This is a genomic window from Paraburkholderia sp. BL23I1N1, from assembly GCF_003610295.1.
In the GTDB taxonomy this organism is placed as follows: domain Bacteria; phylum Pseudomonadota; class Gammaproteobacteria; order Burkholderiales; family Burkholderiaceae; genus Paraburkholderia.
In genome coordinates, this window is record NZ_RAPV01000002.1 from 1,270,749 (window position 1) to 1,293,483 (window position 22,735).

Genomic DNA, 22,735 nt, shown 5'->3' on the forward strand with positions numbered 1-22,735 from the left:
GCGAGAAGATCCTTGCGGAAGGGATTGGTGCCATGGCTTTGGTCTCCTTTGGCATCGGACTACACGCGCCCCAGCGCATTGAGCACGTCGCAGATTTCGTCCGCACGCGGAAGGTCGGCACTGCGCCAGCGCAACATTGCATTCGCGTCGAAGCAGTAGATCTGTGTTGAATGATCGGCGATGTTCCCGAGGGGTAACGAACTGCCCGAGAGCGCCGTGCGTATCCGGTCGACGTCGCCCAATGTCGGCACGGCCGCATTCCAGGCCGGGCCGGCCTGAAAGCGCATGAGCCATTCGTGCAAGGCGGATGGCGAATCGGAAAGCGGATCGATCCCGATCGACAACAATTGAACCGGATGACGCGCGTGCATGTCTGCCATCCGTTCCTGAACCGCGCTGAATAGTGCGCCCTGCAGAGGGCATACCGAACTGCACCCGGTGTAGATGGTCTGCAGCGCGGTTACGTGCTGACTCAGCAAGTCGTTCAGCCGTTGCTTCCTGCCGGTCTGATCGATTAACCAGACATCGTCGAGTCGAATCGGTGGGTTGACGACCCCCATCCCTGCATGTTGCGCGAATAGGCGGGGCGACACCGTGGCTATCGTCGCCGATGCAATGCCACGCAGCAAAGCACGTCGAGTGAACGTTCGAATAGGTGTGTGTTCGGTAGAATGTGGGCGCGTGTTCATTCTAGTTTTGATCCGGCGCTGGCAGTGGTCTCTGTGTATGTCTGATAAACGGGGAGGCGCTTTGCTAACCACGCGCTTTCAAGAATGCTTCCGGTACGACAGTCAGTGGACAACGTGGGCGATCCCGGTATCGACAGCCTTCGCTCACTTAGGCATCCCCATTTTGGCGATACACGTGAGCGCAGCTTCCGGGCGTCCACTTAAAGAAGATAGCCGATGGCGGCGATAGCAGGTCTGCGAATTGCTGGCGTTTGTGCGCCCGGTCACACAGCTGACGTGTTGATGTGGCCAGCGTCGGCGGGCGAGGTGTTTTGAATGCTTCACTCGCGGTTTTCGCACGCCGGCTGATTCAGCGGACAAGACGTTCCGCCCGCTTTATTCGGGCGCGAATGCTTGCCTGAAGAATGTCTCGCACAACGCGGCAACCCGTTGCCGTGCCGCAGGATTCAACACTTCATGGTCCATGTTCGGGATGATCATCGTGCTCGCGTGCGCCAACTTGTTGAGCCGCTTTCCATCCCGGCCGAAGTGCATGCGCAGTTCGTCCAGGCCATGATCCAGCGGGCTGAATAAGAGCCGCACACGGACTCCTCGCGCGTCGAGATCCATCATTCTCCGCCGGGCGCGTGCACCCTTATTCACCGCATTGCGGTTCGCGTCACCGGTCCACGATGTGGCGGCACTCACGACCGTGTCAACGGCATAGCGAGAGAGCGTTCGCAACACAGGCCGCAGGCTGACTTCTCCGCGCATCACCTGGGACCATTTCTGTGCGCGAAACATCGCTCGAAAATGGGCGCGCGTCGAGCCCGCACCGATAGTCGCGGCATCGCACATCCTGAAGCCGACTGGAAAGTCGAATCCCTGAAGATTGACCAGCAATAGCGCCGCTACGGCAGGATTTTTTGTGGCTGCGTGAAGCCCCAGATAAGCGCCGGAACAGATGCCGAACACGGCGACACGCGGATGCCCTCGGTCGACCGCCCAATCGACTGCCAACGACGTATCGGCGGCGAGTTGGTCGTAGCTGAGCAGCGACGGATTTGCGACCGTTCCGGCGCCGCGGCTGTCGCCGATACCGTGCGCGTCGACGCGCAGGGATGCGATGCCCGCTTGTGCCAGTGAGCGGGCAAGCTCGACGTTAAAGCGGCCGTCGCCGACATGATGGGTTGCCGCGGTGTTGGCGATGACGACAAGCGGCGAGCGCACCGAGCGGTCTTCCGGTTCGCATAGCATGGCGAACAAACGTCCATCGGCGAGCTCGACCGGCGTCTCCACAATGCCGTGTAATCCGATCGCGCGCCGGGAAGGGGCTGAGGGCGCCGCCACGTCGAATGCAGCGGAAGGAAACGGTGCGGGTGATCGCGCCGCTTCGCGGACGAACCATGCCTCGACGGCGCTCAATGTCGCCTGGGGCAGTACGGCTAGCCACGAGGGCTGCATGGCCTCCGTGTATTCGGGAAACGGCAGGGAGTCGACCTGCGCGCCGAGCGTGCTGTAGAGGTTCGCCAGTTCGTAACTAGGTCCCTGATTGGCGGCGTGAACGATCAACAGCCTGCTTGCCGGCGCCGATGTCACCCGGCGCAGATCACGTTTCATGATGACGTCGATCGACGCCCGGCTGAAGCGATGCCCTAGCACGTCAAATGCGTCGGCGGGCGCTTCATCGCTGCGCACGTGGTCAGCCGTCTTGTCCAGCCACGTTCGCTGCAGAACATTCATTTCGCGCACGAACAGCCGCCCGACAACAACCGGCGCGATCATCACGACGGTATCGACTAGCGCCGCGCGCGCAGCCTGCGCGGCAACCATCGCGCCAAAGCGGAACCCGACAAGCGCGACGCGCTCGACGCCGGTGGTTCGCCGCAGGAAACCCGCGGCTTCGATGGCTTCGTCCACCCATTTGTTCGGCTCGACGAGCGCACCGGTGTCGACGGAGTCGCCGGTGCCGGCATAGTCGAATCTCAGTACCGCAAACCCCTGGTCTGCAAGACGGTCGGCGAGCGACCGCAGGGTTTGATGCAGCCACAAAGCCTCGTGCCCGAGCGGTCCGCAGAGCACGATGCCTAATTTCCCGTTTTCATCAGGTCGTGGCGCTGGTTCGTAAAGCCAACCGAAATGTCCGCCGAAATCGACTGGATGCATTTTGAAGTCCACTTTATTTGTCTCTCTATCCTTGCGGCAATTCATTGCATTTGCCGCGGGGGCTTTTCCAATGCCTTGGCCGTACGATGGTTTTTAGACTTGGAATTTGGCGCTATTACGCGATATCACGAAGGGATTGTCGGTGCGCTTGCGCACGTAGCCGGCCGAGGCCTGGGTGAAGACCCTTATCACGGGCTTCGGACGGATTTCAGGCCCAATGCGCCATTCTTCGACATTCGCTGTACTTCGGGCGATGCCCAGAATATTTTGTTTCTGGTTGAATTTTGGCGCTGCGGATTCGTCTGGGTGTTCCGCGCGTGGCGCCTTTCCCTGCAGCACGATCTGAAGAAGGAGAACGGACTTGCACGATCTCTTGAAGGTTACGCTTAAATCCGTGATGCCTCCCGCGCTGCTGCGCGCGCTTCGACCGAAACGGCGGCACGCCGACGTCTGGGGCGGTGCAAGATATGGTCTGCGTGGATTGCATCTGCCGGGCGGCAGACGTTTCATCTATCGTCCTTCGACGGCGGACCGCATGGTCTGCGAGCAGATTTTCTTTAGCCGGGACTATGCGACGGATCATCTGGCCCGCGCGAAAGAGATCGGTGATTTCTACGAGACCTGTCCCGATCCCATCATCGTCGACGCGGGCGCCAACATGGGCGCCGCTGCGGTCTGGTTCGCGCTCACTTACCCCAAAGCCAAGGTGCTGGCCGTTGAGCCGGACGCCGCGAACTACGGTTTGCTCACCCGTAACGCGGCTTCGTTTCCCTCCGTCGTGCCGCTGAATGCGGCTATTGCGGCACATAGCGGAACGCTTTATCTGAACGATCCGGGCGTGGGCGCCTGGGGCTATCGCACAGCGGAGCAGCCTGGTGAACGGTCCAACGCGGTTGAAGCAATGACGCTGGAACAGGTATTGGCTAAATCGAGCGGCACGCCGTTCATTCTCAAGATTGACATCGAGGGCGCCGAGTCGGATTTGTTTTCACGCCATGCCGCGGAACTGGACCAGTTTCCACTGGTTATTATCGAATTGCATGACTGGATGCTGCCGCGTGAATCAAGCAGCCTCAATTTCCTGAAGTGGCACGTCGAAATGAAACGGGACTTCGTTAATTACGGCGAAAACGTGTTTTCTATTTCCAATACGATAAATGCTGGAAGTACGCGGAGCTGAGTCGCGACCCGACTCCGAATCGGTTCATCGGCTCAGGATGGTTTCTATCTCCACAACGGCGGTTGCTGTTCCGGTTTTCTGAGCCATTTGGTTTCCTAGTGTCGAAGCCCGCTGCCTGGTCTCTGCGCGCTGCGCAAATCTGATCGCCTGTTTAAGCTTATCGACGTTCAGCTTGCGTGTCGATACTGCGTGGTCCGCTACGCCCAAACGGTTCAGTTGATGAGCCCAGAAGAACTGATCTCCCGCAAAAGGCAACACGACCGATGGCACCCCTGCGCGGCACGCCGAATGGGTTGTACCGCTACCACCGTGATGGATGACCAGCGACGTACGTGGGAATAGCCATTGATGCGGTGTTTCTTCGATGAGGAAGAAGTTGTCGGGCAGCGCCTTCTCAGGCGTGCCGGACCAGCCTGGATACAGGAGCACCCGGCGCCCTTCTGCTGCGTCCATGAAAACATCGAGCATGGCGTTCTGGTCGAACCCGACCATGCTGCCGAATCCCAGATAGATTGGCGGTTTGCCCGCGTCCAGAAATGCTTTAAGAGAGGCTGGCGGAGCCCAGGAATCCTCAGGAGTCAGCCATTGCCCGCATAGCCTCGTGTGCGCGGGCCAGTCTCGCGGTTCGGGTACCAGAGCGGGGGAGACGCCGTACAGCATCGGGTGCGACGTCCATACTTTCTGACGCGGCGGCAGTTTTAGCACGCTCTGTCTCGCCTGATTTGTCGCGTTGCGGAAAGCGTGCCAAAGCAGCCAGTTCACAGCCTGATGGCTGATCCGATTCAACACCCCAGGGATCCAGCGAGCAGGTAGGAACGGCGAGGCGAATGCATGTGTCGGGGAGATGGGTATCAGGCCGGCGCCGATCACGCGTATGCCAAGATGCTCACCGACCGATAAGCCCACGAAGGCGGCCAGGCCCGATACGATCAAGCCGTCGCAGCCTATGGCCGCTTGGGCGATCTGTTGCATCCAGCTGTGCGTCCTGGCGTTTGCGATTTGTGCCAAACCGGCCGCTGTAGCGTTGACGCCCTTGCCGCTGGATACCAGAGCGCCCAACTCGTCTCGGATGTTTCCGCTCAACGCTGCATGGGGAACGCTCAGGGCGCGGGCGCTCCCCAGTGTTGTCTGATCGGCGAGCAGCGTGACTTCATGTCCCGCATCCATCAGGGCGCGGCACAGTACAGCCAGAGGTCTCGTGTCACCTTCGGTGCCGTAGGTCACTGCCAGGAGTTTCATCCAGATCCCTTTTATTGTCAGCCCGGTGTGCGGGCGCTGCCTTGCAGGAAGACATCGATCGCCAAGGCGAACTCATGGCGTAGTTCAAGATCCGGCAGTGCTAACCAACGCATCAGCGCGCCCAGATAAAGATGATGGAATAGTGTGGCGAGATGCGCGGCGCTTAGGTCGGAGCGGATTTTTCCGACATGCTGGCTGTTTCGGATCATCAATGCGTACAGCGCTACAAGGCCATCGCCATTACCTTCGTTAGTTGTTATGGATGCCTGAATATCTAAAAAACAGAATTTCAAATATGGCAGCAACAATTCCCTGTGCGCTGTGCACCACTGGGCGGATAGATCCAGCAGGGGAGGGACTCCGTCCGCAAATTCCACGTCTGCGTTCATGCCAAGCGCAAAGTCTTGCAAATCTCGCGCAAGTTCCTGATGTATCCAGGATGCCAGCACGGCTTCCTTGGTTGGGAAGTGGTTGTATAGCGTTCCCCGCGCGATGTCGGCTACCTGCGCGATTTGTTCCATCGTCACCGACTCGAAGCCGTCGCGTTGAAATAAATCTCCGGCAAGACTCGCCACGCGTTCCAGCATGCTTTGACGTTTGCGCGCCCTAAGTCCAGTCATGTTGGTGGCGGTCATATGCTTCGAGAAATTTGAACATGGGTCAAAATTGTACTATGTTCAAATATCTCGTCAACCCCGATTCGCTTTGGATGCGACGAGATTGAAGGGGTGTAGAGGTATGCCCGGGTGCGAGTGGATTTCCTTGGGCGGGCGATCGTACGGAGAATTCGGGGATGGAATTGATGAGCAGCACGTCCGTAATTGAACGATGACGGAAAAGTCCGCATTCCAGATCGGTAAGATTGGCCCAATTGACCGCGCTGACCAGCTCAAGCGAGCATCGGCAGCACTGGCTGCGTCACAGCGCCGGTACCCACACGGCCGACGACGATATTGATCTACGGCTCGTGCGCGACAACTTAGGCCACGCGTCGATCGCCACAACGAACCTCTTTGTGTGGCTGTCGATCGCTAAGTTTTGCCAGGCGACGTCGTCAGAACCGGTTAGGTGTCGTGGCAGCCCGCGCAACCCTGTAGCACTGCGACGCAGCTTCTAAGTCATCGTTTTATGGAAAGTGCGCGCCACCGCGGTGTCCGGACGCAGGTCGCGAGTTCAAACTTTGAACTGGCCATGCCGCTTGGATAAGGCTTCCGCGGCGCGCCGCCCAGCCAACTCGGAACCCACGGTTCACTTAACTTCGAACTATCCGGAGCGCGCCCAAAACGATAACGGCCAACGGCCGATATCGGTGCATTAGTCCTGAGTGGCCATATCGGTAGCGTCGGCCTGTACCAGTGCACGCACGAGCAGGTACACGGCTGGCAAGTTGTCGTCGTCACGTCGCCAGTCGACGGGTTCGTCGAGATCCATCCCGGACAAACGACTGTCGCCAAACCGGATAAACGTCGCACGTACTGTCTCGTTGTGCCTCGCCAGGAAGCCCCGATTCTCAAAGACCAGTTCGTCGATTGTCAGCAGCGTGCGCCAGGTCGGCAATTGCGCGCCACTTGAGTAACGGCGACGACCATTGTCGAGGTGACGACCTGCGACCGTGGCAATGATCTGCTGGAGGTCAAGCGACGCGCTGCGGAGTGCGCGTTCAAGGGCGACAGGATTGATGTCGTGGACATCCCTATCAAGAGCAGAATCGTCAATCATATTGTTTTCTCCCTGAGGACTCGCGGCCACTCGCAGCATCAAAGTTGATGTTTCAACAACGCCTGGTTTCGCTGTGCCAGCAACTGACGGATCTGGGCAAGATAGTTATCACCGACCGTGCAGTCTTCAACAGGCCGGCTATGTTGATGAGGCGTTGGTGGACGTACGCCGAGATAGCGGCACACCGCGGACACGTACGGTTTGCCGTTGCCTCCCAGATGTCGCGCAGCAGCAGCCACGCGCACCTCTCCGACATGCTTGCACAACCACGCAAGCGTTTCGCGGTCAGCGTCGTTCAAGATGCGGATGAGCTGGTTCATGACCGATCCTGTATATATGAACAGTACTGTGAATTTATACAGTATTTGACCGGGATGCAAGTCAATTCGCAGTGGGTCCTAGAGCACGCACTTCGTGCCGAACGATGAAACCGGGCGTTATGTGAGCATTCCTGCCAACCGGTGCATCAAAGTGCTCAAAGGCATCATTGCGCTGCCAGCCAGGCCGGACTTTTGCGCTTCATGTGGCGCATGCCGAGAACGCTGAAGCGAAACGATAGTTTGGCCGGGACAAGATCGACGTCGGAACTCCCGTTATGCAGCACCGTGAATGCCTCAAACGGGTCGACCACGGATGTCCGCCATCGGACAGGGTTCGGCCACCAAGGGTCATTCGACTGCCTGGCTCGGCGCGTTGACAATCAAGAGTGAGCGCCTTCGCCAGACGGTAAAAAACCATCGTTTTTAGCGGGCGTCGCTCGTACAGCCTTGTACAGCGAAGGATGCGTCTCCGCTATAATCTCGAAAATTACAAAATCAAGACAACTTACCTCTTGCGGGGACTCAATGGTGCGCGGCGGGTGCAGGGGACTCAAAAAGATGTTGTTCGCTCGGCGGGCGTTGTCCGTGTCGTCTATCAGGCGAAAGGCGCTAATGCTTCTCAGTGGTCAGCAGCTTTTGATAGCAAACGCTGCGCCCCAGAAAGCTAGAAAAATACTGTGGTATTACGATTGGGCCACTATCGGCGACGCCATCATGGACCTGTCACAAAGGTTTCTGATCGACCCGCGCGTATCTATCGATCTATGCATGCCATACGGTCCGATAGAGCTTTTCGTCGGAGACGATCGGTTCCGTCGCGCGTTTCGCTCACTGGATGATTGCGACGCGCGATACGACATGGTTATAGTTCAAAGCTTGACGACGAAAACCATTTTCAAAAAGCTGCAATACCATCCGTTTACACCGTGGCTTGCGATCATGGCGCACGAGAGGGGCGAGCGTTTTTCGAGGATTCAGCTCGCCTATGAACAGATTGCGCGCGTTTTTAAATCACGCGAATCTGGCCCGATCGAACCCGCATTGACGATCCCGGACCAAGGGGCGGAGCGATCACAGCGATTTACCATTTCGGTCGCAGTGGGCGGCGGCGACAAGCGCCGCAGGTACGAGAACTGGGCGGAGGTTATCAGGCTGATTTTGTCGAGCTGGCCTAAAGAGGTTCAGAGTCCGAAATTCATCTTGATTGGTACAGGTGACACGGCGATCGACACTGAAAAAGCGGTTCGTGACAATCTGGATTGCGATCACGTCGAATCCCACATGAACCTGCCAAGCATTGCGGTAGCGGCCCAACTGATACAGCGGAGTTCGTTTTTTATCGGTGCGGACGGGGGATTGATGCATATTGCAGCCGCGCTAGGAAAGCCAGGCGTCGCGATCTTTTGTGAAATAAAGCCAGAGTGGCGGCTCCATTCGAAATCAAAGATGCGCCCAGTTTTCTCTGCGCAGGATATCAATAGCATTCCGGTCGCGAGAGTCGCCAGCGAGGTTGCTGACTACTGTCGCGAGCTGGCGCAGGCGGTGACGTAGGAAGCAGGCGTCGACCAACACACGCCTGCTGACGCGCCGACCCGGCGCCGGTTTCAACCCGCCAATCGCGAGCCTTTCCGGCGCCGGCCTGCAGGCTCACATCAGTCGCGCCCCTGAACCGTGATCGATACATACCGGTCCGGTTGCAGGCATGCGATCAGCGCACGGGCGTCGCCATCCGCACAGTGCGTTCGCGGCTCGCTCGATCCCACGCCCTTCGCGTGAATGAAGCTGCCGTCCAGTCCGCGAGCAACCAGATAGCTCCGCACGGTGTTGGCCCGGGCAAGCGACAGCGGTCCGTTGATGGATTCACGACCGAGCCTGTCGGTATGACCGACAACCGTGATTGCGCTGACCTGCGCATGCTTGCGGATGCGTTCGGCGATCTGGTCAAGCTGCGCCTTTGCGGCCGGCAGCATCGACTCGGGCGCCGACCTGTCGAACGGGAACAGCGCATCGGCTTGCACCGCGAAGTCCTCGATCGTGGCCGCTTCTGCCACGACGGGGCCCGCTTCTGCCGGCGTGCTGCTGCCAGCCTCCTGGCCGCAACTGAACAGCAGAACGCGAGGGTCGTTCCGATTGTCGTCAGCGGCGCGAACCCGGTCGATTCTGTCGATCGGCTGCACCGCCTTGTCGCCGCAGATGCGTTGCGCCACCTTCATGCAGGTCGACGCGCTCTCGAGCAGCCCGTGGCACTCGGCCCGGTATGTCCTGACGCCGTTGCTCGCGTCGGCCGAATAGGCGTTGAAGGTTGGACCACTTCCTGCCGTGCATCCGGTCACGGCAAGCACGGCAGTACAGAAAAGGCTTGCGAAAAAGAGTCGATTCATCAGGTGCTCCATAGACTGTATGTGGCGGAGAATGCGGGACGCGCGGCTGCGGCCCCGCTCTCACGACTTACCATTGCATTGCCGCGCCGACGCCGACCGTCGTGCCTCCCGGACTCATGCCCACGCCGGCTTTCATCTTGAGGTTCTCCGTCAGGCGCGCTGTGCCGCCGACCGCCACGGCCTGATAACCTCGAAAGCCCGCAGTGCCGATACCGAGCGACAGCGTTTTGTCCTTGTCAACTTCCGGAATCATCGTCAGCGCGGTTGCCGCCGCGATGCCCGAATACGCATTGCGCGCTGTCGAGTTGATGCCGTTCTGCAGGTCGTTCACGCGTGCATCGGTGTATGCGTTCGCCTGGGAAAGCGCGGCGTTCAACTGTCCGACGTTGACCGCGTCAGTAGGGTCCGTGCCGGCTGCGACGTTGATGACCTGCCGGTTCGATGAGGCGGAGCCGACTGCCACCACATTCGTGCGGCCGCCGTCGTTACTGTTCGCGCCAAGCGCCATCGAGCCGCTGCCCGACGACGTTGCCCCGGCTCCCACCGCGGTGGAACCGCTGCCTGAGGCCGTCGAGCCGTTACCCACCGCCGAGCTGTTATTGCCGGAAGCCACGGCCCCCTGGCCGCCCGCCGACGAATTCGTTCCGGAGGGCGTCGGCGGCGTCGGCGAGCCCGGCGAGGACGAGAAGCTGCCGCCGTTGTTGGTGGTCTGCTGGTTGATCAGCGTGGACAACCGGCTTGCCACCGCATCGAGCTGCGATACGTTCACGGCGTCAGTGCCGGCTTTGCCGGCGGCCAGGCCGGTGATCTGCCGATTGCCGATGTTGACCTCGCCCGCCGACGACTGCGGACTGCTCAACCCGTACGCGATGTAATTGCTCAACGCGCCGACCGTCGTAACCGATCCGGCGCCGAGCGCGACACTGTTCGCAGACGATGCGCTTGCGCCTGCGCCCAGTGCGAGCCCATCGATTGCGCTGCTGCTCGAACCCGAGCCGATCGCAATGGATCCGGCGTTGGCCGCACTTGCATTCGCACCTTGCGCGATCGACTGCGCACCGCTCGCGACGGCGCCGCTGCCCACCGCAATCGCATCCGCCTGCGCCGAATTCGCGGCCTGGCCAATCGCGACGCCACCCGGCGCCGTCGCGTCGACAATCGCCCCGTTGCCCATGCCAACGCCGTTGTCGCCGTTGACCACCGTCGTCGGCCCGACGGCGATTGATTCCGCGCCCACCGCCAGCGAATCCGCCGCCGTCGAGTTCGCATGAAAGTACATCTGGCCCGTCACCGCAAACGACGACAGCGCGCCGGCCAGTTGCCGGATCGTGACAGCGTCGTGCTGCTGCGTGCCGTCGGCGACGTTCGTCAGCTGGCGATAGGTGTTGCCACTCGCGCTGCCGAACGACACCGCGCCGAGCAACGTCTGGTCCGCCGTGTTGAACGGGATCGCGTGGGTGCCGTTGGCAATCGAGCCGACGCCTGAAAGCACTGCGCGGTCCGACACTGAACCGGCGCCGATCGCGACACCGCCCGCCACCGATGCGCTCGACAGAGCGCCCAGCGCCACCGTGTTGTCAGCGAGTGCGGAGGCGCCATTGCCGCCGGCGAAGCTGCTCGCGCCAGTCGCCGTTGCCGCTACGCCCGCGGCAAGCGCATTGAGGCCGGTCGCACCGTTGTTGGTGTAGTTGGCGCCCTGCGTGCCGCCGTCGTTGACGCTGTAGTAGTGCTTCTCGCTGGCCGTCACTGTGCTGGCCAGGCTATCGACTGCCTGATTGGTGGCGTATAGCTGGGAGCCGTTCACGGCATCGGTGCTGCTCGCGTTGACCTGGCCCGCCGCGACATTGGTCAGCGTGCGCTCGTGACCCAGGCTGCCAATGCTGACCGTGCTCGTGGGCGCGGTACCGGCATACGTGTAGGCCGTGCCGTTGATGGTGCCGCCCAGGGTCGCCACGGCGACGGCGGTCGTCGAACCGCTGCCGAGCGCCACGTCGTTCGCGTTGTTCGCCGTCGCGCCTTGGCCCAGCGCGGTGCTGTTCGCGCCGGTCGCCGTTGCCGCCACGCCCGCGGCCAGTGCATTGAGGCCGGTCGCGCCGTTGTCGTTGTAGTTGGCGCCTTGCGTGCCCCCATCGTTGACGCTGAAGTAATGCGTCCTGTCGGCGGCGACGGTCGTCGCGAGACCGTCGATCGCCTGGTTGGTCTGATATAGCTGGGAACCATTCACCGCATCCGTGCTGCTTGCGCTCAGACTGCCCGCCGCCACATTCTGGATCTGGCGCTCCGCGCCTGCCGCGCCGACGCTCACCACACTCGTCGGATTAATGCCGGCGAAGTTGTAGACCGTACCGTTGATCGTCGTGCTCGGGGTCGGTGTTGCGGTGCCGGTCTGCGAACCGGAGCCCAGCGCGACACTGTTCGCAGACGATGCGCTCGCACCCGCGCCCAGTGCTAGCCCATCGATTGCGCTGCTGCTCGAACCCGAGCCAATGGCAATGGATCCAGCGTTGGCCGCGCTTGCATTCGCACCCTGCGCGATCGACTGCGCACCGCTCGCGATGGCGCCGCTGCCCACCGCAATTGCATCCGCCTGCGCCGAATTCGCGGCCTGGCCAATCGCGACGCCACCCGGCGCCGTCGCGTCGACAATCGCCCCGTTGCCCATGCCCACGCCGTTGTCGCCGTTGACCACCGTCGTTGGCCCGACGGCGATCGACTCGGCGCCGACCGCCAGCGAGTCCGCTGCCGTCGAGTTCGCATGAAAGTACATCTGGCCGGTCACCGCAAACGACGACAGCGCGCCAGCCAGTTGCCGGATGGTGACCGCATCGTGCTGCTGCGTGCCGTCGGCGACGTTCGTCAGCTGGCGATAGGTGTTGCCACTCGCGCTGCCGAACGACACCGCGCCGAGCAACGTCTGGTCCGCCGTGTTGAACGGGATCGCGTGGGTGCCGTTGGCAATCGAGCCGACGCCTGAAAGCACTGCGCGGTCCGACACTGAACCGGCGCCGATCGCGACACCGCCCGCCACCGATGCGCTCGACAGAGCGCCCAGCGCCACCGTGTTGTCAGCGAGTGCGGAGGCGCCATTGCCGCCGGCGAAGCTGCTCGCGCCAGTCGCCGTTGCCGCTACGCCCGCGGCAAGCGCATTGAGGCCGGTCGCGCCGGTGTTGTTGTAGTTGGCGCCTTGCGTGCCGCCGTCGTTGACGCTGTAGTAGTGCGTCCTGTCGGCGGCGACGGTCGTCGCGAGACCGTCGATCGCCTGGTTGGTCTGATATAGCTGGGAACCATTCACCGCATCCGTGCTGCTTGCGCTCAGACTACCCGCCGCCACATTCTGGATCTGGCGCTCCGCGCCTGCCGCGCCCACGCTCACCACACTCGTCGGATTGGTGCCGGCAAAGTTGTAGACCGTACCGTTGATCGTTGTGCTCGCGGTCGGCGTTGCGGTGCCGGTCTGCGAACCGGAGCCCAGCGCGACGTCGCCCGCGTTGTTGGCGACCGCGTTCGGTCCGATCGCAACGCTGTCGGTGCCCACCGCCTGGCTGTCCGTTGCCGTCGAGTTCGCGTGGAAGTACTTGATCCCCGGCGCGGTGCCGCCGCCGGTGATGGCATTGACGAGATTCTGCACGGACGAATACGTGTTGCCGCCGTAGTTCAGGGTGGTGGTCAGCGCGCCGGTGGTGCTGTTATAAGTGGTGCCGCCGCCGAGGCTCGATGCGATGGTGTTGCCCAGGTTCGTCACTTTTGAACCCACTGCCGTGATCGCGGTATCCGCGGCGAACAGTTGCGAGCCGTTGACGGCATCGGTGCTCGTCCCGCTCACGCGGCCGGCCGCCACATTGGTGATCTGCCGCGGCGCGGTCGCCGTGCCGACGCTGACCACGCCGGCAGGTGTGCCGCCCGCGTAGGTGAATGCGGTCCCGTTGATGGTGTCGCCGGTTGTCGGCACGGCAGCGGAGGTTACCGACGCGCCCTGGCCCAGCGCTACGTTCGAGCCGGTTACCCCGCTGGCGATCGTCGCGCCCTGGCCGAGCACCGTCGAATTGGCCACGCCGTTGTCCGTCGCCTGATTGCCAACCACCAGCGAGTCCGCGCCCGTCGCCGATGCGCCGAAGCCGCCGGCCGCCGCGTTCGCACCGGAGGAAACCGGTTGTGTCGACGTCACCGAGTTATTGGAGACGAACGGGCCGACGGTGCCGGTCGTCAGGCTGTCGACTGCCTGGTTGGTCGCATACAGTTCGCTGCCGTTCACCGCATCCGTGCTGGTTGCGTTCACGCGGCCAGCGGCGAGGTTGGTCAGCGTGCGCTCATTGCCCGCTGAACCCACGCTCACCGTGCTGCCCGGTGTCGTGCCTTGCACCGCGTGCGTGACGCCGCCCACCGTGACGCTGGGCGTGTCGACTGCCGCGGTGGTGGTGCTGCCCGAGCCGAGCGCCACCGCGTTGGCATTGACGGCCGACGCGCCGGCGCCCAGCGCGATCGCGCCGGCCTGATTCGCCACTGCCGTGTCGCCGAATGCCAGCGCGCTCGCGCCAGTCGCGTTGCTCGCGTTACCCAGTGCGACGGCACCCTGGCCGTTCGCGGTGTTCCCATTGCCCTGCGCCACCGCGCCGTTGCCGGTCGCCGTGTTGTTGGCGCCGACCGCGGTCGCGCCATTGCCGTTCGCGCTATTGGGATCGCCGATCGCGACGGCGCCATTACCGCTGGCTGTCTGCGCCTGACCGAGCGCCACTGCACCCGTCCCGCTCAGCACCTGAGAGTTGTGTCCGCCGGCGAACGAACCCGTGCCGGCTGCGGCAGCGACGGTGTTGGTGTCGCCGATGGCGACGGTCGAAGCGGCGAGGGCTTGCGACGTAAAGCCAACTGCTGTCGAATTGCCATTGCCCGCAACCGCCTGGTTGCCCAACGCGATGGCGCTGCTTCCCGAGGTCGTCGCATTCGTACCCATGGCGATGGCATTCGTATTGGCTCCCGTCTGGGCCGAATCGCCTATAGCAATGGACGAGGAACCAGCCGAGTTGGCGCCGGCGCCAATCGCAACGCCGCGAATGCCCGACGCCGCGGCGCCCGACACTGCCGCTGGTGCGGATGAACCGCCTTCCGCGATGGAATCGGACGCACCCAACGCTATCGCGTTGGCGCCGCTGGCGTTGGAGCCGGCCATCATGCCGAGCGCGTTCACGCCGGTGGCGGCGGCCCCCGCTCCCAGCGCCACTGCATTCTGCGCCGAGGCAACCGCAACCGTGCCCGCAGCTAGCGAAGACGGGCCGGTGGACTTGACATCCGTGCCAACGGCAATTGCGCCCGCCGCCGTCGCGCCCGTGCCCGCGGTGGTACGCGCTCCCAGATACACGGCGTTGAGGCCGCTGGCGATGGACTGAAAGCCGACAGCGACGGCATGCGTCCCGGAGCCGTTGGCGATATAGCCCAACGCGACGGCCGCAGCCCCGCTCCCCACCGCCTGGAAGCCAAAGGCGGTGGCATAGTCTCCCGTCGAGGTCACGTCGGTGCCAATGGCAATGGACGAGGTCCCGGTCGAACCCGTGCCCGCGGCGGTGCGCGCGCCCAGATAAATGGTATTGGCACCGGTGGCACTTGCTCCCGAACCAACGGCTATACCGTTGGTTTGCGAACCTGTGGCTCCGCTGCCCAGTGCGACCGCGCCCGACGCGGCCGCGCTGGCGTTCGCACCCAGTGCAACGCCGTTGTCTCCCGTTGTTTTCGCCAAGGGGCCGACGGCAGTCGACAGATTGCCGCTCGAGACGACGTCAGCGCCAATACCGATGGCCGATGAGCCGCTGGAGGCGACATCCGTACCGATAGCAATCGCCGACTGCGCGGTCGCGCCGGTACCCGGAGCGGTGCGCGCGCCCATGTAGATGGCGTTGGTAGCAGAGGCAATGGCTTGAAAGCCAAAGGACAAGGCATTAAGTCCCGTACTGCTGGCGCCATAACCTACCGCCGTGGCTCCGCCGCCAGAGGCTGTGGATGTAAAACCCACACACGTCGTGCTGCCACTATAGAAGTTGTACGGTGCCGTGGCGCAGCTCACCTGCGCCTGCGCCTGCGTGCCCCATCCGCCCACGCCGATCAGCAGCAGCACGGTCAGAATCCGCGGACTGGAACCGTGCAGTGCCGAAGCACGATATTCACCTTGCTCACCGCTGCGCCCATCGCATACAGAGGCAGCCGCCCCCGACTTCCCCTTGCCGCGCGACGTGTCCAATTCCGAAGCAGCTACGAAGGCGCCCAGCGCCTTGTTCCAGATAGTCCGATACGCCTTGTTCATGTCGTTGCCTCAATATAAGTAATTGCCAATGTGAAGTTCAGAAACACAAGCGTGTGCATGCATCAAAATTATTCAGGATGCCTATTTATGATGCTTAAAGCGTCTCGCTGCGGCGCGCGTTGATTCAGCGTTGGAGCCGCGGCACGTTGCTTTCGCCCTCGGTGAGCGACGTTTTTTTAGCGCGAACGAAAACCCCTTCTGACGAAGGAATTCGCATGGCTAGAGAAACGACGAGGGTCGGTCAGATAAGCTGTTTTTCAGCGAGCTGAGCGCCGGGACGATGGATGGATTGCCGGTTATGAAGGTCCGAAAGGGCGCGGCATAGCGACGGCGATTGCGCGGCGGAGCGCCAATTGCCTGCCGGACTGATGTTCTTCTTTCGCCGAGCCAGCGCTCGACTCTTTTTCGCCAGGAATACTCATCGTTACCAGTCCCCTCTGTAGCGCGTCACGTACGTTTCGTCGGCACATAGCTGGCAAACAGTTCATGCCACGCGACAAGCGCCGTTTTTTCTTGCAACATCATGAGCACTATGTGAGACGACGGTCGATCTGTTCTGGATTGGACGCGGTGTTTCACATCCGCAAATCGTGTAACAAAAAGAAAGTTATGTGCTCGCGGGAACTTTCTCATAAGACTTTTCATTTGTCTACAGAAAGCCTGAGCCATATCGGGGCATTGCAATATTTAACAATTTGGGGGCAGGATTCTATTGAGAATTTGTCTTGAAACTGCCTCATATCCGCCCATCGCATTGTCATTCTGGTGCAATAAAGAATCTTTACAACGGCGCCGCACGCGATGCGCGTACCCGTAGGGGTCAACCGTCATGCCAGAATTTCTTACAATACGATTAACGAATCCGTGGCTTCCTTTGTCGTATTTCCCAATAAGTTCTTCTAGTCGTCCAATACCTTTTTGCTTCAACTTTGCGCAAAAAATGACAGCGAGAAATTTCCGATTTGTTTAGTATCGGCTGTTAGCGAAGCGTATATTTTTCCGCTAATTATGCAAAACGATTGCTTTACGAACGATCCGAAAACTTGACACGCTACGAATGACCGTATCGTGGAGGCGCGACGACATGAGTGCATTCAGTCGAAGGGATCTACTTAAGATTGCGGCAAGCGCCGCGGCGACTACGGCTATCCCCGCACTGTCAGCGTGCACGACGAATACCGTCGCCGCTGGGAATAGGGCGATGCGGCGGCGTCCGTCGGATCCGGACTGGCCGACGGAGAGCGACTGGGCCGCGCTCAATGATCGAGTTGGCGGCCGGTTGAGCCGATTGTCCACGCCGCTCTCTGCGTGTCGACAGACACCCGACAGCGCGGCTTGCCAAGCTGTGCTTCGCCAACTCGAGAACCCGTATTACCTCGGAGACGAACCGGCGCTGACTCAGACGTCGGGCTGGATCGACGCCTGGATGTCCACGCCGAGCGCCTATGCGGTCTCGGCCATCGATTCACGGGACGTTGCAGAGGCGGTCAATTTCGCTCGCGAGCGTGATCTGCGGTTGGTGATCAAAGGTGGAGGACATAGCTACCAGGGGACGTCCAATGCGCCTGACTCCCTGTTGATCTGGACGCGACGCATGCGTGGGATCGACATGCACGACGGATTCATCCCTCGGGGCGGCGAGGGCCGGCAATCGGCTCGACAGGCCGTCACGGTGGGCGCAGGTGCCATCTGGATGCATGTCTACGACGCCGTGACCACGCGCGGCGGTCGGTACGTCCAGGGGGGCGGCTGCGCGACGGTCGGCGTCGCCGGACTCTTGCTAGGCGGGGGCTTTGGAAGTTTCTCAAAGCGCTACGGGAACGCCGCTGGATCGCTCCTGCAGGCCGAAGTGGTGACGGCCGACGGCGTCGTCAGGGTCGTCAATGCTTACCGCGAACCGGACCTGTTCTGGGCGCTCAAAGGCGGCGGCGGTGGAAGCTTTGGTGCTGTCGCGAGCGTGACGCTCGAAACCCATCCATTGCCCGAGTACTTCGGCGCGGTCTTTGCGAACGTCAACGCGCATTCGCCGGAAGCGTTCAGGCAGCTGATCGCGAGAATCATTGCGTTCTACGCAGAGAGCCTGCTGAACGAACATTGGGGTGAAACGGTGTCGCTGCGCCCCGACGGGACCCTGCGAATCTCGATGCTGTTTCAGGGGCTGAGCCGCGATCAGGCTGCGGGCATATGGCAGCCATTCTTCGACTGGGTAACCAGTCCTGGCTCAGGATGTTCGGTGTCCTCCGAGCCGCAGATTCTGGCAGCTCCCGCACAGCGCTTTTGGGATCCCATCTTTGTCATGCAGCACCTGCCGGGCGCGATGATGGCCGACGACAGGCCCGGTGCTGCTGCCGGCGATGTATTCTGGTCTGCTAATCGAGGAGAGGCCGGACAGTTCCTCCATGGCTACGAATCCGCGTGGCTGCCAGCGTCGCTGCTGACGCAGCCTGCGCAAGCGCGACTCGCAGATGCGCTTTTCGAAGCCACCCGTCACTGGTCGGTCGGTTTGCACTTCAACAAAGGACTCGCCGGAGGATCGGCTGAGGCACGCCACAGGACAGCGGACACGGCGATGAACCCGGCTGTACTCGACGCCTTTGCGCTCGCGATTATCGCGGGTGAGGGCGCTCCTGCCTTCATCGGAATGCCTGGGCACGGCCCCGATCCTGAGCGCGCCCGGCAGACTTCGGTGAAGATCCGGCAAGCGGCGGACGTCTTACGACGCATGGTGCCGAATGCAGGTGCATACGTATCCGAAAGCAGTTTTTTTCAATCCGACTGGCAACATGCGTATTGGGGGAAGCATTACGACAGGCTAAGGTCGGTGAAGCAGCGATACGATCCCGATGACCTGTTCTTCGTTCATCAAGGCGTGAATTCGGAAGCCTGGAGCGCGGACGGCTTCACACGGCTGGCGACGTGAACGTGAGCGCAAGACTAATGCGCGAAGCGAAGATGCAGGTTCGATCGCATACAATGCGTATACCGTGCATCTGAAGTGAGTGAGACGACGTGACAGCATCTTCCCTGACAACCCCGGAAAAACTGGGGGAACTGGCCTATCAGACTTTGCGGCGAATGATCCTCGACAAGGCATTACGCAGCGGCGGCGCTGTCGTCGAAGGGCGGTTGGCCGAGGAGCTCAACATTTCCCGCACGCCCATGCGCGAAGCATTGCTGCGGCTTGAAGGCGAGGGGCTGTTGACGCGCGCGGGGGCCCGCTCCTATTCGGTGCGCTTCGTCAGCGCGCAGGAATATTTACAGGCGATGAAGGTGCGCGAGCTGCTTGAAGCGGAGGCCGTCGGCCTTGCCATCGGCAAGATCGACAAAAAGCAGATCCAGCAACTGATAAAGAAGATCAAGGCTTTGCGCAGTGGACAGCAGGAGCAGGAACACTGGCAGATCGACGATCAGGTTCACACGATGATGGCACATGCAAGCGGCAACGAAGTGCTTGCGCGGATGATCGAAGTGGTGCGCACGAACAGCCGGCTGTTCGAACTCACGACACCTTTCAATCGAATCGAGGAGGATCGTGCCGAGCACCTCGCGATCCTCGAAGCGTACGCTGCCGACGACGCAGATGCCGCACGCGCCGCCGTTCGCACGCACCTGCAGAACCTGCGCCGCTTCGTGCTTAACCGTCTTGAAGGCAGCAGTCCCTGAGCCGGATCTGCCGGATCAGGCTCGCACCAGCAGATCGGCGAGTGCGAGCGCGATCGTTTAGGTGGCAATGCGCCATGCGCCCCGCTAGCGACTTGCGGCCCCATCGAATCCATCAATGGCGCAGGATCTTGCCGACGAATTCGCGCGTGCGGACTTCCTGCGGAGCATCGAAAATCTGCTGCGGTGAGCCTGTCTCGATCACGTGGCCGCCGGCCATGAACACGACTTTCGACGACACCTCGCGCACGAAGCTCATCTCGTGCGACACGATAAACATGGTGATGCCCTCCAACGCCAGGGCGCGAATCGTATCGAGCACCTCGGTGACGAGTTCGGGGTCGAGCGCCGCGGTGACTTCATCAAGAAAGAGCACGTTTGGCTTCAACGCCAGCGCGCGGGCGATTGCCACACGCTGCTGCTGACCACCTGACAACTCGTCCGGATACGCTTTCAGCCTGTGCTCCAGGCCCACGCGCGTCAGCAGCCGGATGGCATCCTCTTCCACCTGCTTGCGCGGCCACCCCTTGATCCGGGTAGGCGTGATCATCACGTTGTCCAGCACGGTCATGTTCTGGAACAGGTTGTATTGTTGAAAGACGATCGCGATTTCCGAGCGCAACGACCGTACGGCCGCCTTGTCCGCATAGTTCACGAGATCGCCGTTCAGCCGCACGCTGCCGTGCTCCGGCGGCAACAGTCCCAGTAAAACGCGCAGCAACGTGCTTTTACCCGATCCGGACGGTCCGATCAGGCTGACGATTTCACCTTTCTCGACCGAGAGGTTGATACGTTCGAAGACCGTGTGCGGCCCATACGACGCCTTCAGATCAACGATTTCGAGTTGCGGCAAGTTTCTTCTCCAGGCGCTTACCCAAGCGCGACAACGGGTACGACATCACAAAATAAAGCACTAACACCGTGCCGTACACGAGCCACGAGGAAAAGCCCTTGTTGGTCAGCACCTTGCCCGCCGACGTTAGTTCCATCACCCCGATCTGCGAGGCAAGTGCCGTGTCCTTGATGAACATGACGAAGAACCCGAACGTGGGCGGCACTATCACGCGCCACGCCTGCGGCACGATGACGAAGCGCAGCGATTCGAAGTACGAAAAATTCAGCGTCTGCGCGGCTTCCCATTGATTCTTATGGACCGATTCGAGTCCGCTTCGAATGATCTCGCCGAGGAAGGCGGAAGCGATCAGACAGACGCTCAGCGACGCGACGGCAAACGTCGAGAGATTTGCTTTCGACGTTTGGCTCGCGAAGAACACAAGTATCAGTGTGACCAGAAACGGGATGCGGCGAAACAGGAAGCAATAGACAAAGGCAAGGGCGCGCAAAGGTGCCATCGTGCGGGAATGCGTGACACGGACAATCGCTATGACAAAGCCCGCCAGAAAGCCCGTAAAGCAGCCGGCCGCCGACAGCACGAAGGTTGCAGCAAGGCCTTCCACCAGCAGGAGCAGGTTGTAGAAAGAAAACAGTTGTGCGATTTCGGCCTGTGAGGAAGCGAACATCAAAACACCTTGATTTTGGCGCGACAGACATAACGCCCGATCATCGCCAGCGCGAAAGTCGCGATCAGCGTAACGGCGACGTACAGAACGCCGGCCACGCTGAACGCCTCGACCGAAAGGTAGGTTTGCGAACTGAGGTTATACGTGCGCCCTGTCAGTTCCTCGACGCCGAAGATCGACGCCATCGACGTGCCGAGCGTCATGACGATGAACTGGTTCGACAGCGGCGGGAACATCACCTTCAGCACGTGCGGCAAAATCACGTGCCGCACGATCTGTGGCGTGGAGAAGCCGAGCACCTCAGCGGCTTCGATCTCCATCAGCCGGACCGAATTGAAACCCGCGCGCTGGATCTCGCACAGATATGCACCCGCATTGAATGTCGCCCCGATCAGCACCGCCGTGAACGGCGAAAGGGTCACACCGATCTCAGGCAGTGCGAAGAACAGGAAAAAGATCTGCACGAGTTGCGGCGTGTTGGTCGCGAATATCACATAAGCCATCACCACCTTGCGCAAAAACGCCGGCCCATAGCGCAATACGGAAGCACAGACGAGGCCGATGATCATGCCGAACCCAAACGCGAGCACGGCGATCTGCAGGCTGAGCCATGCGCCGGCAAGCAGATAAGGCCACTGCTGGAGGATGGGCTCGAAATGTAGGGTCATCGAATCGTGGCTCCCGCCGGATGCGCAGTGCTCGTCCGTCACGGCGACGAGCGCTGTCGCCAGTTTCCCTTACTGCGCGGCTGCAACAGGCGTGGGCGAGGCGGTTGGATCGTGCAGCATGGCGCTGCCGAACCACTTCTTCCAGCTTGCGGCAACAAAGCCGTTCTTCTGCAACGTGCCGATTTCCTTGTTCAGACGCTGCGTCAGTGCCATATTGCCCTTTTGCACGCCGATGCAGTCGTAGTCCACTTCGATCGGCGCATCCACCACACGCCATTTCGTCGGATAGTTCTTCGTGTAGCTCAGCATGAAGTCGAGCACGTCGATCAATGCATCGGCGCGGCCCTGGGCAATCGCGCGAACCGCATCCGGATAGTTGTCGAGGATCAGAAGCTGCGCCTTGGGCAGTTTGTCATGGATCAGCTGGATAGGCGTCGTGCCGCGTACCTGAACGAGGCGTACCGCCGGATCGTTCAACTGGGTCCAGTCTGAATAGGACGTCGCCTGTGTCGTCAGGACACCTAGCACTTCGGTGTTGACCGGGTCGGTGAAATCAACCACCTTCAGGCGATCCGCGTTGCGCGTCATGCCGCCCATCACCGCGTCGATCTTGTCGGTCATCAGAAACGGTACGCGATCGTTCGAGCCAACCGGAACGATTTCAAGCTTCACGCCGAGTGAGTCGGCAATCTTCTTGGCAATGCTGACATCGAAGCCGTCGATGTTGTTTTTTCGCGTCGTAAATGCCGAGCGGCGGCAGGTTCGGGTTGATGCCGAACACGATCTTCTTCGACGCGATGATTTCGTCGAGCGTGCGGGCACTGGCGTCGAACGAGCCGAGCAACGCGCAGGCGGCAATACCCACGGCGAGCATGCGGGTGAGGAGGATCGAGGATTTCATGCGGCGACTCCGTAATAGGTTCGG

General features: G+C 61.1%; 19 protein-coding genes and 1 pseudogene. 6 read left to right on the top strand and 14 right to left on the bottom strand.

The features are described 5' to 3' along the window. Positions 1-59 precede the first annotated feature (59 nt). Together B0G76_RS38370 and B0G76_RS38375 are read right to left on the bottom strand one after the other, a co-directional pair. Complete coding sequence (locus tag B0G76_RS38370; protein WP_310793972.1) at positions 60-560, bottom strand: SCO family protein; 501 nt, start codon at positions 558-560, stop codon at positions 60-62. A gap of 504 nt (positions 561-1,064) precedes the next feature. After that, positions 1,065-2,750, bottom strand: coding sequence for an alpha/beta fold hydrolase (locus B0G76_RS38375; RefSeq protein ID WP_183082298.1), 1,686 nt, complete (start codon positions 2,748-2,750; stop codon positions 1,065-1,067). Positions 2,751-2,807: 57 nt separating this feature from the next. Between B0G76_RS38375 and B0G76_RS42650 the strand changes: the two genes are divergently transcribed. Beyond that, positions 2,808-3,224, top strand: a complete 417-nt coding sequence (locus tag B0G76_RS42650; RefSeq protein WP_183082299.1) for a hypothetical protein — start codon at positions 2,808-2,810, stop codon at positions 3,222-3,224. A gap of 91 nt (positions 3,225-3,315) precedes the next feature. After that, the gene (locus tag B0G76_RS38385; protein WP_259460947.1) at positions 3,316-4,014 is read left to right on the top strand and encodes an FkbM family methyltransferase; all 699 of its coding nucleotides are present in this window, start codon (positions 3,316-3,318) and stop codon (positions 4,012-4,014) included. Positions 4,015-4,038: 24 nt separating this feature from the next. Here B0G76_RS38385 and B0G76_RS38390 read toward each other — a convergent pair whose 3' ends face one another. After that, positions 4,039-5,253 carry a glycosyltransferase gene (locus tag B0G76_RS38390; RefSeq protein WP_120297868.1) on the bottom strand — a complete coding sequence of 405 codons (1,215 nt, stop codon included), beginning with the start codon at positions 5,251-5,253 and terminating at the stop codon, positions 4,039-4,041. Between the two features lie 17 nt (positions 5,254-5,270). Further along, positions 5,271-5,888 (bottom strand): TetR/AcrR family transcriptional regulator, encoded by a 618-nt coding sequence (locus tag B0G76_RS38395; RefSeq protein WP_259460948.1) that lies wholly within the window; start codon positions 5,886-5,888, stop codon positions 5,271-5,273. 241 nt (positions 5,889-6,129) lie between these two features. Here B0G76_RS38395 and B0G76_RS38400 point away from each other — a divergent pair. Beyond that, a pseudogene (locus B0G76_RS38400) lies at positions 6,130-6,370 on the top strand (tyrosine-type recombinase/integrase); the annotation flags it as partial. A gap of 197 nt (positions 6,371-6,567) precedes the next feature. Here the strand turns inward: B0G76_RS38400 and B0G76_RS38405 are convergent. From B0G76_RS38405 to B0G76_RS43200, 3 genes are all read right to left on the bottom strand, one after another. Beyond that, positions 6,568-6,972 carry a DUF2471 domain-containing protein gene (locus B0G76_RS38405; RefSeq protein WP_120298103.1) on the bottom strand — a complete coding sequence of 135 codons (405 nt, stop codon included), beginning with the start codon at positions 6,970-6,972 and terminating at the stop codon, positions 6,568-6,570. Between the two features lie 38 nt (positions 6,973-7,010). Next, positions 7,011-7,292 (bottom strand): hypothetical protein, encoded by a 282-nt coding sequence (locus tag B0G76_RS38410; protein ID WP_120297870.1) that lies wholly within the window; start codon positions 7,290-7,292, stop codon positions 7,011-7,013. Positions 7,293-7,456: 164 nt separating this feature from the next. Continuing rightward, positions 7,457-7,603, bottom strand: a complete 147-nt coding sequence (locus B0G76_RS43200; protein ID WP_183082300.1) for a hypothetical protein — start codon at positions 7,601-7,603, stop codon at positions 7,457-7,459. A gap of 301 nt (positions 7,604-7,904) precedes the next feature. Here B0G76_RS43200 and B0G76_RS38415 point away from each other — a divergent pair, with 301 nt between their 5' ends. Further along, on the top strand, positions 7,905-8,843 hold the full coding sequence (locus B0G76_RS38415; protein ID WP_183082301.1) for a glycosyltransferase family 9 protein: 939 nt from the start codon (positions 7,905-7,907) through the stop codon (positions 8,841-8,843). Between the two features lie 101 nt (positions 8,844-8,944). Here B0G76_RS38415 and B0G76_RS38420 read toward each other — a convergent pair whose 3' ends face one another. Together B0G76_RS38420 and B0G76_RS38425 are read right to left on the bottom strand one after the other, a co-directional pair. Then, entirely contained in the window at positions 8,945-9,673 is a 729-nt protein-coding gene (locus B0G76_RS38420; protein ID WP_120298104.1) for an OmpA family protein, read from the bottom strand. 67 nt (positions 9,674-9,740) lie between these two features. Next, entirely contained in the window at positions 9,741-15,962 is a 6,222-nt protein-coding gene (locus tag B0G76_RS38425) for an ESPR-type extended signal peptide-containing protein (protein WP_120297872.1), read from the bottom strand. A 1,345-nt stretch (positions 15,963-17,307) separates the two neighbouring features. Between B0G76_RS38425 and B0G76_RS38430 the strand changes: the two genes are divergently transcribed. Together B0G76_RS38430 and B0G76_RS38435 are read left to right on the top strand one after the other, a co-directional pair. Continuing rightward, a complete protein-coding gene (locus tag B0G76_RS38430; protein ID WP_259460949.1) occupies positions 17,308-18,882 on the top strand; it encodes an FAD-binding oxidoreductase in 1,575 nt (524 codons plus the stop codon). 89 nt (positions 18,883-18,971) lie between these two features. Beyond that, the gene (locus tag B0G76_RS38435) at positions 18,972-19,625 is read left to right on the top strand and encodes a GntR family transcriptional regulator (RefSeq protein ID WP_259460950.1); all 654 of its coding nucleotides are present in this window, start codon (positions 18,972-18,974) and stop codon (positions 19,623-19,625) included. 112 nt (positions 19,626-19,737) lie between these two features. Here the strand turns inward: B0G76_RS38435 and B0G76_RS38440 are convergent, their stop codons facing one another. The 5 genes from B0G76_RS38440 to B0G76_RS44445 all read right to left on the bottom strand — a co-directional run bounded on the left by B0G76_RS38440 (position 19,738) and on the right by B0G76_RS44445 (position 22,711). Beyond that, positions 19,738-20,475: an amino acid ABC transporter ATP-binding protein gene (locus B0G76_RS38440; protein ID WP_120297874.1), complete on the bottom strand. Its 738-nt coding sequence runs from the start codon at positions 20,473-20,475 to the stop codon at positions 19,738-19,740. Next, positions 20,453-21,142, bottom strand: coding sequence for an amino acid ABC transporter permease (locus B0G76_RS38445; protein ID WP_120297875.1), 690 nt, complete (start codon positions 21,140-21,142; stop codon positions 20,453-20,455). The genes B0G76_RS38440 and B0G76_RS38445 overlap by 23 nt, the downstream gene beginning before the upstream one ends. Next, positions 21,142-21,810, bottom strand: coding sequence for an amino acid ABC transporter permease (locus tag B0G76_RS38450; RefSeq protein ID WP_120297876.1), 669 nt, complete (start codon positions 21,808-21,810; stop codon positions 21,142-21,144). Before B0G76_RS38450 ends, B0G76_RS38445 begins: the two co-directional genes overlap by 1 nt. A 69-nt stretch (positions 21,811-21,879) precedes the next feature. After that, positions 21,880-22,533 (bottom strand): transporter substrate-binding domain-containing protein, encoded by a 654-nt coding sequence (locus B0G76_RS38455; RefSeq protein ID WP_259460968.1) that lies wholly within the window; start codon positions 22,531-22,533, stop codon positions 21,880-21,882. Further along, complete coding sequence (locus B0G76_RS44445; RefSeq protein ID WP_259460972.1) at positions 22,472-22,711, bottom strand: hypothetical protein; 240 nt, start codon at positions 22,709-22,711, stop codon at positions 22,472-22,474. The genes B0G76_RS38455 and B0G76_RS44445 overlap by 62 nt, the downstream gene beginning before the upstream one ends. Between the last annotated feature and the right edge of the window lie 24 nt (positions 22,712-22,735).